The 12,664-nt window shown below is 45.0% G+C and carries 13 protein-coding genes; 8 read left to right on the forward strand and 5 right to left on the reverse strand.

Annotation, left to right across the window (positions count from 1 at the left end; all coding sequences use genetic code 11):
• Window positions 1-24: 24 nt before the first annotated feature.
• From fliF to ACZ5KY_RS00350, 5 genes are all read right to left on the reverse strand, one after another.
• Window positions 25-1,593 carry a flagellar basal-body MS-ring/collar protein FliF gene (gene fliF / locus ACZ5KY_RS00330; RefSeq protein WP_464241917.1) on the reverse strand — a complete coding sequence of 523 codons (1,569 nt, stop codon included), beginning with the start codon at window positions 1,591-1,593 and terminating at the stop codon, window positions 25-27.
• 69 nt (window positions 1,594-1,662) lie between these two features.
• Window positions 1,663-1,956: a flagellar hook-basal body complex protein FliE gene (gene fliE, locus ACZ5KY_RS00335; protein WP_464241918.1), complete on the reverse strand. Its 294-nt coding sequence runs from the start codon at window positions 1,954-1,956 to the stop codon at window positions 1,663-1,665.
• 13 nt (window positions 1,957-1,969) lie between these two features.
• A complete protein-coding gene (gene flgC, locus ACZ5KY_RS00340) occupies window positions 1,970-2,401 on the reverse strand; it encodes a flagellar basal body rod protein FlgC (protein ID WP_464241919.1) in 432 nt (143 codons plus the stop codon).
• Window positions 2,402-2,414: 13 nt separating this feature from the next.
• Window positions 2,415-2,825, reverse strand: coding sequence for a flagellar basal body rod protein FlgB (gene flgB, locus ACZ5KY_RS00345; RefSeq protein WP_464241920.1), 411 nt, complete (start codon window positions 2,823-2,825; stop codon window positions 2,415-2,417).
• A gap of 11 nt (window positions 2,826-2,836) precedes the next feature.
• A complete protein-coding gene (locus ACZ5KY_RS00350; protein WP_464241921.1) occupies window positions 2,837-5,254 on the reverse strand; it encodes a tetratricopeptide repeat protein in 2,418 nt (805 codons plus the stop codon).
• Between the two features lie 428 nt (window positions 5,255-5,682).
• Here ACZ5KY_RS00350 and ACZ5KY_RS00355 point away from each other — a divergent pair, with 428 nt between their 5' ends.
• From ACZ5KY_RS00355 to ACZ5KY_RS00390, 8 genes are read left to right on the forward strand one after another with little or no spacing between them, the layout of a single operon-like run.
• Entirely contained in the window at window positions 5,683-7,971 is a 2,289-nt protein-coding gene (locus tag ACZ5KY_RS00355) for a chemotaxis protein CheA (protein ID WP_464241922.1), read from the forward strand.
• Window positions 7,972-7,990: 19 nt separating this feature from the next.
• Window positions 7,991-8,851, forward strand: a complete 861-nt coding sequence (locus ACZ5KY_RS00360; RefSeq protein ID WP_464241923.1) for a CheR family methyltransferase — start codon at window positions 7,991-7,993, stop codon at window positions 8,849-8,851.
• Window positions 8,851-9,906, forward strand: coding sequence for a protein-glutamate methylesterase/protein-glutamine glutaminase (locus ACZ5KY_RS00365; RefSeq protein ID WP_464241924.1), 1,056 nt, complete (start codon window positions 8,851-8,853; stop codon window positions 9,904-9,906). The genes ACZ5KY_RS00360 and ACZ5KY_RS00365 overlap by 1 nt, the downstream gene beginning before the upstream one ends.
• A 5-nt stretch (window positions 9,907-9,911) precedes the next feature.
• Window positions 9,912-10,400, forward strand: a complete 489-nt coding sequence (locus ACZ5KY_RS00370) for a chemotaxis protein CheD (protein ID WP_464241925.1) — start codon at window positions 9,912-9,914, stop codon at window positions 10,398-10,400.
• A 16-nt stretch (window positions 10,401-10,416) separates the two neighbouring features.
• On the forward strand, window positions 10,417-11,280 hold the full coding sequence (locus ACZ5KY_RS00375; RefSeq protein ID WP_464241926.1) for an HDOD domain-containing protein: 864 nt from the start codon (window positions 10,417-10,419) through the stop codon (window positions 11,278-11,280).
• Between the two features lie 12 nt (window positions 11,281-11,292).
• Window positions 11,293-11,676, forward strand: coding sequence for a response regulator (locus ACZ5KY_RS00380; protein WP_464241927.1), 384 nt, complete (start codon window positions 11,293-11,295; stop codon window positions 11,674-11,676).
• A gap of 1 nt (window position 11,677) precedes the next feature.
• A complete protein-coding gene (locus ACZ5KY_RS00385; RefSeq protein ID WP_464241928.1) occupies window positions 11,678-12,157 on the forward strand; it encodes a chemotaxis protein CheX in 480 nt (159 codons plus the stop codon).
• A gap of 30 nt (window positions 12,158-12,187) precedes the next feature.
• Window positions 12,188-12,559: a response regulator gene (locus tag ACZ5KY_RS00390; RefSeq protein WP_464241929.1), complete on the forward strand. Its 372-nt coding sequence runs from the start codon at window positions 12,188-12,190 to the stop codon at window positions 12,557-12,559.
• Window positions 12,560-12,664: the final 105 nt, after the last annotated feature.

Raw genomic sequence — 12,664 nt, forward strand, 5'->3', positions numbered from 1 at the left:
CGCAAATACTCCTACATCAAACCGTTACTTTTCATCCGTCATCCAAGTCCGAATCACTTGTGAAGGTGAATTTTCAGCCTTTAAAATATTTTGTCTCATTTGTTCTGTTGGATCGAGCTGCACAGGAGCACTTTTCCCTGATGCCATTTCAGCCTCAAGCTCCTTAACAGTTTTAAAATGTTGCACTGTTGATTCAGATTGCAATGTTTTCAAAGTTGGCCGCACCATCATAAAATAGAAGAACAACGCTCCTAATGTTCCCGCAGCATACTTAACCAGAGGTAAATATGAATAAATATTGTCACTCATTGAGGGCTCAACTACGACAGGTTTTGTATAAAATTCATCGGCAAAGGGCATCGATACGACATTAAGTTGATCGCCTCGCGAAACATCAATACCCAAAGCACTTTGCACCATCTTCTCAATCGTCCGCAGTTCTTGTTCTGAACGAGGCTGCAATTTCGTCTCACCTTCTTCACCATCTGCCACTTCAGAGACAACATCGGAAACAAGAACAGATACTGAAAGATGCTGAATACTTCCAACAGAGGCAACGGTGCGATTAACAACTTTGCTAATTTCATAATTTGTCGTTTCAGCATTGTTGCTACTGCCACTTGAGCCTCCGCCACCAACGGCATTACCACCTTCGAGGTTTGATTGCACACCTGGGACACCGCCAACGGAACTACCACTAGAATCTTTTTGTTCTTGAATTTGCTCACTTCTTGGCACTGCACTTTTTGGATCATATAACTCCTCCAACTTTTCAACTTGTGAAAAATCAAGGACTGCGGTGACTTTGACCAAGGAATTAGAGATGCCAAGTGCCCGATCGAGCATCTCCTGAGCACGACTTTCCATTTGTCGCTCGACAGCTTGTTGGTACTCGAGCATTCCAGGTGTCATGGGTCCACTTAACCCCTGCTCTGCTCGCTTAGACAGAACTTTACCAGAGGAGTTGACAACCGTTACGTATTCAGGTTCTAGGCCTTCAACGCTTCCAGCAACAAGATTTACAATCCCCTGCACCTGTGAATCTCTTAAATTTGTCCCAGCCACCATTTTAACAATTACAGATGCTGTAACAGCCTGTTGCTGACTCTTAAATAATCTCTTTTGCGGTAAAGCAAGATGAACCCGTGCCGCAGCAACAGGTGACAGTGATGCAATCGTACGAGAAAGTTCCCCCTGCATCGCCCGCAAATAATTTACCTTTTGTACAAAATCAGTAATTCCAAGACTCTGTTTATCGAAGATTTCAAAACCGACACCACCACCTTGAGGAAGGCCTGACCCGGCAAGCTCTAGGCGTGTTTCATACACCTTATCAGCGGGGACATAGATGCTACTGCCGCCGCCTTCTATTTCATAAGGGATCTTTTTATCTTTTAACCAGACAACGATTGATGAAGCATCGCCCTGAGGCAAATTTGCAAACAACAACTGGTAATCAGACTGTCGTGCCTGCAAAATAATCAGTGCAAACAAGGTCAACGAAAAAAGGGCTACCGCTGCAAGACTGATTTTTCGCGACAGCGGCCAACCACTCAATACGGCAAAAATATTTCCTTTATCTAACTCAGCCATGGCTCCCCTTATCCCCGCCTGTACACACTATAACTTGCTCTAATCACAACAAAGCCAACCGAACACACATCACACCTGCATTCGAATGATTTCTTGGTATGCATCAACAACTTTATTTCTCATCTGAACTAACATTCGCATTGAGATATCCGCTTCTTCCATTGCCAACATCACCTCATGGAGGTTATCAGAACGCCCTGTGCTCAAGTCTGTAGCGGCTTGATCGGCGTTAAGTTGAGCTTCATTCGTTTCTGAAATGGCCTGCGTCAACATGTCACCAAAGGTAGTTTCCGTTTGAGACTGTGGTTGACCTAACGATGGCATCATTGATTTCAGATGACTATCTATTGAAATATCAGACATAGACTACCCCTTTCTACTTCCCAATTTCCAGCGCTTTTAATGCCATCCGCTTGGCTGATTTAATGGTGGTAATATTTGCTTCATAGGCGCGCGTTGCCATCATCATATCGGTGGTTTCTTTTAGAATATCGATATCAGGCATCGCTACGTAGCCTCGATCATCAGCATCTGGATGTTGTGGATCGTAAACCAACTTTGGATCTCGCTGATCGACAGCAATCCGACCGACCCTCACTCCATTGATCGCTTTATTGGAGCGACTTGACAAGTGGTCAGCAAATGACATTTGTTGAGTCTCGAACACCACCATTTTACGTCGATACGGTCCACCCTCAGGGGTGCGTGTTGTTTCAGCATTTGCCATATTTGAACTAATCGTATCAAGCCGCGTTCGCTGGGCCTGTAGGGCCGAAGCACTAATATTCAATGACGTGAAAATTCCCATCTACATGCCCCCCTTAATTGCCTTGAACAACGTATTTTATAATACTCATCTTCTTACTTAGAAGCTGAGCCGAAGCCTCATACATGATTTGATTTTGAGCCAAAAGAATCATCTCCTGGTCGACACTCACGGTATTTCCATCACCAAGACCACCGCCGCCACTAACTTCTGACACGGTTGCCTCAACGCGGGCAATAGATCCACCATGAGACGAAATATGTCGCGGGTGAGTCACCGCAACATCCTGTCCCCGGCCTTCAACTGCTTGACGCAATGCCCCTTCAAACTCAAGTCGCTGCGCTTTATAACCAGGAGTCTGTGCATTGGCAACATTACTAGCAATCACTTGTTGATTTTGCATGCGCAAATCAAGTGACTTCTTTAGCAGTAAAGCCGTTTTATCTACAAAACCATTGCCTAACATGAGTCATCCTTTCAACGGTTAAAGCGTTCTATTTGAAGAGTTTCCTGTGCCAAGATCCGCCACTGTCCATCATTACTATTTTCGACCAGTTGCACCAAAAGATTTAACCCTCGCTTTTTAAACCCTTGCTTTAGCAAAATAGTTGCTTCGCGATACTGAGCTTGCTCAGCGTATTCAGGTAGCGACTTCAGGTGTTGATAACGACTCAAAGCACTATTTAATTTACCCTGACTGAACATGATCTCTGCCTGAAATAACACGTCTGCACTCTCAGCCTGCGTGACATCATCTCCAACAACTCGTGCAATATTTTCTTCTGCAGACCGGATGGAGTTGTTTTGCCAATCAAGTTTAGCAGCAAGTCGATTAATTTCATCAGATTGAGGTCGCTGCGAATCACTTAACAGCTGCCGAACCTCATCACCTCTGTCTAAATCCTGCAAGGCTTGCACTTTCAACAAAAACACCTTAGCTCGACTTGCACCTTGAGGATAAAGTGCACCATATCGACCTGCGTATTCAATAACACGTTGAAACTCTTGTTGCTGGGTCAACGATTCCAGCAATGGCGCATAAACTTGCTCTTGGCGTTCACCAACAGCAGTAACATCGAGCAGGTACAAATACAAACGAACCGCTCGTTCTGAAAATTCAAGTTTCGAAAAGACTTGCCCTAATTCGACAAGAAATAGAAAATTTTTCTGACTCGCAACTAAAAGATCCCTATTTTGCTCAACTAAAACTAAGGCCTTGAAGTGTTTTCCTTCATCAACGAGTCCGTGTATTACCCCTGGCAAAATCTCAACCAACAAAGCCTGAGCATGTGGCACAAGATCAGTCATTCGATCCGATCTGAGAAAGTGCTGCAGCTCTTCGATCGCGGCCATCCTGTACCCCATGAGATACATTGCAACCGCATGTTTAAACTGCATTTCTGCACGGCCGCTGCGAGTTGGCATAACATCGATCAGCGCTTCAAAGTCACTCAAAGACCTCCGCCGACTAAAAAAATCATCGGCCTGAATGCTCAGATCAGCAATTTTTGCTTGGGCTAAAATCGAGCCTATTGTCCCAGGAAGAATCTGGTGAAATAAATCGTAACCAGCGCCACCATCACCGCGATGTATCAAAGCAAGTCCCATTAAATATCGAACCAAGTCACGATGATCTGCGTCTTCTAAAATTTCGAGCAATTTTTTTGCCATTTCAATCGTGGCACCATACTGCTTATCTTTATAAAGACTTGTTGTATAGCCTGCTAACGAAAACGGCTGTCCACATAGCTGATCAACAAGTGGGGAATATTGGTTAATTGCCCCCTTGTAGTTACCTCGCAAATAAGCCACATCAGCTAAGCGCTGACGATAGAGGGGTTCCAACTCCCCCACTCCCTCAATTAATGCCCCTTCAAGGATAGGTAAAGTCTGTCTTACATCACCAGCCGAGATCAGTACTTCAGCCTGAAACAGGTCAATATATTTCTGCATCTCAATCGGGTAGCGTTGATCAGCGGCCAACGTTAATTCAGCTAATAGCTCAAAGGGACTGCTCGCTTGATTGATCGCAAGATACAATCGCTGCAACGATACACAGGCGGCAAGTTGTTGTTGCTGCTCGTTAAGCAGAGACGTTATTTTATCTAAAAACCGTCGCGCTTTTCTATCATTTCCTGCTCGCTGATATAGATCAGCCTTAACCAACATCATTCGTAACGGAGCATCGCCTCGTTCCGCCTCTAGTCCAACGTACTCTAGCGCAGTAATCGCGCCGTCCCACTCACCTTGATCTGCCAAGGCCGCAACATCTAAAGGCAAAACATCTGACACATCATCAACTAAGGAAAGACACGGGAAAGGTGCTAACGTATACTTAATTGGTGCGCTAAGCGAAACAGGCCGTTCATATTCGGCAAAAAATCGTAGCCAGTCTCCACGATATTTTGAATTAATGGCACGGCCAGAGATTCCCCCGCCGCCCTGAACTGCTGTTTGCCCTGGAACGCTGCGCGAGATGGCAGGTCGAGTACCACGCTGTGAGTCTTTCCAGTGCAAATCAATCACCAAACGGCGATCCTGAATATCTTTGACGCTATTGACAAAATAGGGTGGCCGCCGCAATAAAAACGAAAGCAACATTTTGTTTTGAGATTGACCGATCAGAACACGAACAAGTCGCTCATCCTCTGCAGGCAATAACAATTGTGGTGAAACGTGCGTCTCGGGCAAAACCACCTCAAGTCGCTGTCCCGATGTCTTTACTTGAAATTCTGGCAATCGATTAAACTGTAGAGACAAACGGCTGACATTTACTTCATCATGCTTTTCCACCGAGAGCAGTACATACTTTTCCTGCCCCCAAACGGCAAAAGGGGACGCAATGCAGATCAATCCGAGCTGTAACAGAATCACAAGAATTGTCTTAATGCTCAAACCTACACTCCAACCCAATTTTCTTAATTAACAGACTGAGGGTTTTCTTGACCGCATCACACAGCCACGTTTCACACCAGAAACAACCCAAGTAATATTTGTTACAATGCAATAAACGAGCCACACCTTCAGCGCCCGCCACAGGCGCGGCAACAGTGCATCACCACAGATAACCACACTAAAAAGTCAATCCAGCTAAAGTAAAAACCAAACAAAGTCATTTATTTGACAGTCAAATAAGTGAAAAACAAGTTCAGAATTTTTGCGTTTTACACTATACTCAAATGCAACATTAAAATTGAAGCAACATTGGAACAAGAATTTCATTTCAAATTTCCGGCAAATTTGCTTTCGAGAACATAAAAAATTTCAAACACAAAATCTGCTATTAATTTTTGTACCCCTTTCCACGGAGAGTCAAAGAAGCCATGACTGACGAGCTAAGCAGTGATCAAATAGAGATTATCCAAGAGTTTTCACAAGAGAGTCGCGACATGATCGAGCAACTTGAACCCACGATCATTGAGCTTGGACAGAACACTGACAACGAAACCATCAACGCGGTATTTCGACTCTTCCACTCCATGAAAGGCAGCGCTGGATTTCTCGAGTTCAACAACGTAACAGGCGTTGCTCACGCAGCAGAAAGTCTGCTCGACATGGTTCGGTCTGACAAAATAGTTCTCCTTCCTGAACACGTTACGCTCCTATGTGAATCCTGCGATTTCATGAAAGAGGCGCTTGACTGTGTTGATGAGAGTTTTAACGATGAAGCTCTCGCCGAGGAAAGTATCACGATGGCAGCAAAGTTCCACACTGCCATGGAAGCTCCTGTTGCCAGTGAAACAAGCGATGAGATCGTCCAAACAGTTGCACCGGAAGAAGAGATCACTGCACCGGATGCCACTGAAGATCCTGAAGCAGTCGAACCAAAAACAACCGATGATTTCATGCTTGAAATTACCGGTGACATGGTCGAACGCTTTATTCAAGAAGGTGACGAACTCCTCGAAGCCTCAGAACAAGGTCTTCTTTCTTGGGAGAAAGAGCCCGCCAGCCCTGAATATGTCCCAGTCATCTTCCGCAGCATCCATAGCTTCAAAGGAAATAGTGGCTTTTTTGGCTACGGAAACCTTGAAGCCCTCAGTCATCAAATTGAAAACGTTCTTGACATTGTTAAGAGTGGTGGCTCCTTTGCAACAGAAAACCCATTCGACACCCTGCTTCAAGCTGTCGATGCTCTTAAAGAGGGTGTCGCTTGCCTCAGTTCAGACGGCAAGGACCAGATCGCTGATCTTGATACTCATGTTGAGGCACTTAAAGCCCTTCCTGCGCCTAAGATCGGCGAGGTATTAGTTGAAAAAGGGGTCGTCAGCCAAGAGTGTGTCAATGAAGCTCTTGCACAACAAAAGAAACCCCTCGGTGATGTCCTGGTCGACATGGGCAAGGCTTCTGCCGAGCAAGTAGACCAAGCACTCTCTTCTCAGAGCGAAATCAAAAAGCAACCACCAACGCCCGCTCCAAAAGCAAAACCAAAAGCAAAAGCTAAAGCAGTTAAGAAGCAAGATATTCGTGTTGACCTCGACAAACTTGACAACTTGATCAATCTCATCGGTGAACTGGTGATTGCTGAAAATATGCTGATTCACAATCCCGACCTTGACGGCCTCGAGCTTGAAAGCTTCAACAAAGCCGCACAACAGATGGGAAAACTCGTACGTGAACTCCAAGAGATGGCGATGATCATCCGCATGGTTCCCGTTTCTGGACTCTTCCGCCGCATGATCCGTCTGGTTCATGACCTATCGGTAAAATCGGGTAAACAAGTTGACTTAAAACTCACCGGCGAAGCAACAGAAGTTGATAAAACAGTGGTCGAAACCATTACCGACCCACTTGTTCATATTTTAAGAAACTCAATGGATCACGGGCTTGAGCCCCCAGAAGAACGCCTTGCAGCAGGAAAAAGTGAGACAGGGACGGTCCAACTAGATGCGTGCCACGAAGAGGGTGAAGTGTGGATCACGCTTAAAGATGACGGACGAGGACTCAATAAAGAAAAAATTCTTGAGAAGGCGATCAAAAACGGTTTAATTGAAGGTGACGGCTCGGACCTGAGCGACCGTGTGATATACAATATGATTTTCCAGCCAGGCTTCTCAACAGCAGAGAAAATAACAGATATTTCTGGCCGCGGTGTTGGCATGGATGTCGTTAAACAGAATCTTGAGAAAATTAAAGGGAAAGTTGACGTCAACAGCGTTCCAGGACAAGGAACGACGATCAAACTTCGCATCCCACTCACCCTTGCTATTATTGATGGTATGCTTGTTCGTGTCGGTGATGCGCGTTGTATCGTACCAATTTTATCGATAAAAGAGGCTTTCCGTCCCCAACCAGAAGCACTAACAATTACTCCAGACTCTGAAGAGCTCGTGCGCGTTCGCGAAAACTTCTTCCCCGTTGTCCGCCTCCACGAGATGCTTGACGTGCAGCCAGACCATTCGAAACTTGAGGATGGGATCCTCATTGTTCTTGAGTACCAAGATCGCAGTATCTGCCTCATGGTAGATGAGATTCTTGGCCAACAACAAACGGTCATCAAAGGACTATCTGAGTACGTTGGCAATGTTCGCGGTTGTTCTGGTTGCACAATCCTTGGTAACGGCGATGTTAGCCTGATCCTAGATGTCGGTAATCTTGTTGAGAGAAAGTAAAGGTCACTTGGGAGAATCCATGCCAACCACAGAAACACACAACTCAACGATGATGCCCATCTCTGACCAAGAATTTAATTCATTGCGTCAATTGATTTATGATCGTTTTGGAATTAACTTAACGGAAGAAAAGCGGTCTTTGCTTGTTGGTCGCTTACAAAAACTGATCCGCGATAAACAGCTCGGAACATTTCATAACTACTATGATTATTTAAAAACGGACACCAGCGGTAAGGCGGCCAGTGACTTAATTGACTTGGTTTCAACTAATTATACATATTTCAATCGCGAAAAAGACCACTTTGATTATTTTCAAAAAACAGCACTCCCTGCGATCTGTGAACAATTAAAAAAACAGAACCGCAAGGACATCCGTGTTTGGTGCGCTGGCTGCTCAACCGGTGAAGAACCCTATACGTTACTTATGTTAATGCATGAATATTTAGGAGCTCAGTACGGTAGTTGGGATGCTGGAATTTTGGCCACTGACATTTCCGAACAAGTATTATCAAAAGCTCGACTCGGAATCTACGGTGCCGACAAGGTCGCATCATTACCAGAAACGTTACAACGAAAATATTTCACTAAGTTGCCAAATGGTCAAATGCAGGTGTGTGACAAGATCCGCAACGAAGTTACATTTCGGCGTTTCAATCTCATGAACAAAACGTTTCCATTTAAGAAACCGTTCCAAATTGTTTTTTGCCGAAACGTGATGATCTATTTTGACCTAAAAACACGCAATGCCCTTGTTCAAAGATTTAATGCAAGCATGGATTCTGAAGGCTATTTTTTCATTGGGCACTCTGAAACCCTTGGACGCGATAGCGAATTCTTCAAGTACCTAATGCCTGCTGCATATCAGAAAGGAAACGCATAATGGCAAAACAGATTCGCGTACTTGTTGTTGATGATTCAGCTCTTGTCCGTCAGATCCTAAGCAATGGACTTTCGCTTGATCCAAATATTATTGTTGTCGGAACGGCTGCTGATCCCTATATTGCCCGAGATAAAATTGTTCAGCTGAAGCCTGACGTGTTAACGCTAGACGTCGAAATGCCCCGTATGGACGGTGTCGCGTTTTTGCGCAAACTTATGCCTCAGTTCCCTATTCCAATCGTAATGGTGAGCTCCTTGACGCAAAAAGGGAAGCAAATCACGATGGAAGCACTTGAAGCCGGTGCGGTTGATTTCGTAACCAAGCCGACCACCAATGTTGCTCAGGGACTTAACGCTATGCTTATGGCACTGCGTGCGAAGGTTAAAATTGCTTCGAACGCCAATGTTTCGCACTGGAAGAATAAACCGATCAGCCGACGTAGCGCACCAAGCGCCACAGTTAATCAAGCGTTGGACGAATCAACTGACAAGGTTATTGTAATCGGCGCCTCCACAGGTGGAACTGAAGCAATAAAAAAAGTAATTACCAAATTTCCATCAAACGCACCTGGAGTGGTTATTGTGCAACATATGCCCCCTGGTTTCACCAAAATGTTTTCTGAGCGCCTCAATCAACTCTGCTCAATGGAAGTGAAAGAAGCTGAGACGGGAGACAGGATACGACAAGGAAGGATACTTGTCGCGCCAGGAGCGATGCAGATGGAAATTGTTCGCTCCGGCGGGATATACCAAGTAAAATGCTATGCTGGCGAAAAAGTAAGTGGCCACTGCCCATCCGTTGATGTAATCATGAATTCAGCAGCAAAACAAGTAGGACGAAACGCCGTGGGTGTAATGCTCACAGGGATGGGTTCTGATGGATCAGAAGGGATGCTAGCCATGCACAAAGCTGGCGCTCGAAATATTGCGCAAGATGAGGCAACATCGGTTGTTTTTGGCATGCCAAAAGTTGCCTTTGAAAAGGGTGGGGCTGAAAAACTGGTCCCTATCGACAACATCGCTTCTAATGTTATCTCACTGCTAACAGGAAAATAAACCCTATGAGCAACTTGATATTGGGTGTTGGAGAATTTGGGGCATCCAAAGACCAAGCAGACATTGTTAAAACTTTTGCCCTAGGATCATGCGTTGCAGTTGTGCTGATGTGCCCAAAAACTCGCACTGTTGGTATGGTTCACGTTGCACTACCTGAGTCGAAAATAAATCCAGACAAGGTCAAGACTCGCCCTGGATACTTTGCAGATACCGGCATTCCAGCACTTTTAAAGCAAATGGCGGGGATGGGTTGTGACCCGCGTGGTCGCGGATTTATTGTTAAACTCGCAGGGGGGGCCAAAATCATGGATCCCAACAACACATTTAATATCGGCAAACGCAACGCATTAGCTGTAAAGAAAACGCTTTGGAAGTACGCCCTCGGTCCCGTTGCTGAAGACCTCGGAGCCACCTACAGTCGTACTGTTTCGGTTTCCGTTACAACAGGAGAAATCACACTCTCGTCACCTGGTCGTAGCGACTGGAAACTTTAGCAAAAGAGGGATCACGATGAAACAACGAGCCAGCAAAGAAGAGATTATCGCAGCAATTAAAGAGGTGCCACTGCTTTCACCTAGCGCCTCACAGCTGCTACAACTTTCAGCAAGCTCTGACCACGACATCAGTGAAGTCGTTGATATTGTAAAATGTGATGCGGCGCTCACAGCTCGGGTACTGAAAATAGTCAACTCTGTTGCCTACGGCCTAGTCCATGAAGTAACAACCATTGAGCGTGCAGTTGGTTACCTTGGCGAGAGAATGGTTGCGGGGATAGCCCTTGGCGATAGCGCATCTGCCCTTTTCCATAAGGAACTAGAAGGCTACGATGGCCCCAAAAGTGAATTATGGAACCATGACCTTAGAACAGCCATCGCTTCAAGAGAGATTGCAAAGCAATCGAAACAGCCACTTAGCCCAGACCTAGCATTTACAGCAGGAATTCTACATGCGGTTGGGAAAGCGGTTCTATCTGATTTCTTGCAACAAACTGCGAATGAAGTTTTGGCTGGTATCGATGGCAACGAAGTCACGGACTACCTTGCTGGAGAAAGAGAACTTCTTGGCATCGATCACACTGAAGCGGGATATGAACTGGCGAAAAACTGGGAGCTGCCAGAGTCGCTACAATGTGCGATCCGTTATCACCATAGCCCAGCTGATGCACCGCCTGAATATCAACATCTTGTTTACGCTGTCCACCTTGGCTGCATTGTCGCCATGATGTGTGGCAGTCAATCTTCAGATTCATTGCAATACCATTTAGACCAAAACTACACTAACTTTATTGACCTAACATCAGAACAACTGGCACTCGTTATGCTTGAAGTTAATGAAACATTCAACACCATGCATAATGCCATGACGGACGCATAGGAAGGATACCAAATGAAACGCATCGTAATAGCAGATGATTCGGGTACAGCACGAATGATGATTTGTCGCTGCCTTGAGATTATTGGTCTCGCTGATGCCGAATTTGCTGAAGCAGAAAATGGCAAAGAAGGGCTAAAGCTGGTCAAGCAAGAACCCGCGGACCTCCTTATTAGCGATTTAAATATGCCAATAATGGATGGCGAATCACTGTTGAAATGGGTAAAAGCCAGCCCGAAGTTGGTTGACCTACCCGTATTAATTATAACAAGCGCTGGAAATCAGGCAAAAACGGACAAGCTTCTTGAAATGGGAGCCTTTGCTGTCCTCAACAAGCCCATTAATCCAGCAATGCTCAGTGACGTACTTGCACCATTAATCAACAACGAGGATGGTTAACATGACTGAACTATCATCATTTCTCCACCAAAAGACCACAACTGTTCTCGAAGAAACACTTGAGAACATGGCCTTTATTAGCATCGAAGAATGTACGCCTAAGGAAGCACTAAATCTTAAACAACAGATGCTCGGAGTTAACCTTCTAATCACGGAACCAGAACTTTTAGAGATGCGTTTAGACGTGTCCAAGGAATTGCTTTACCAGATTGCCGAAACCATGTATACCATGGACAGAGATGAATTAAGTGATCAACTCATCAATGATCTCCTTGCTGAAATCCTTAACACACTGGCAGGTCGATTCATGACCGAGATTCTCCCACCAGAATCTGACTTTTCCCTCAGCATTCCTGAACTTGCTGACGATGAAGAAAGTGCCTCGGAATTTAAATTTAATTACATTGCCGAAGACTTCCCTCTCTCTGTTGAAATTAAAGCAGCTGAAATGGATAACCTTAATACATTATTAAACAACTAATCTAAAGCATCTTTGAAGGGAACCAACCCCATGGGTAAACGAGTACTTGTCATTGACGATTCAAGCACAATGAGAAAAATTGTTTCACGAGCACTACGCCAAGCTGGCCTAGATTTTGATGAAATCCTTGAAGCTAGCGACGGTCAGGAAGCTCTGAATCTTCTTGAAAAGGAGAATGTTGATCTTATCCTTAGTGATATCAATATGCCAAATATGGACGGAATCGAATTCCTTCGCCAAAAGAGAGAAATTGACGGAATCAAAAACATTCCAGTTGTCATGATTACAACTGAGGGTGGTGCCGATATTATTGGTGAAGCAAAAGAGCTTGGCGCTGCGGGGAATATTAAAAAACCATTTACTCCTGACAAAATCAATGAAGTCATTAGCGGTATTATGTAGATAGTTTTTTCTCGACGCAGCCTAGTGCTGCGTCGAAGATGAAACACAATCTCACACGACAAAGATCATCTTAATTTCGAGCTAACGAGTTCACAGTAAGAGCTA

This window comes from Desulfuromonas svalbardensis (genome assembly GCF_055389415.1).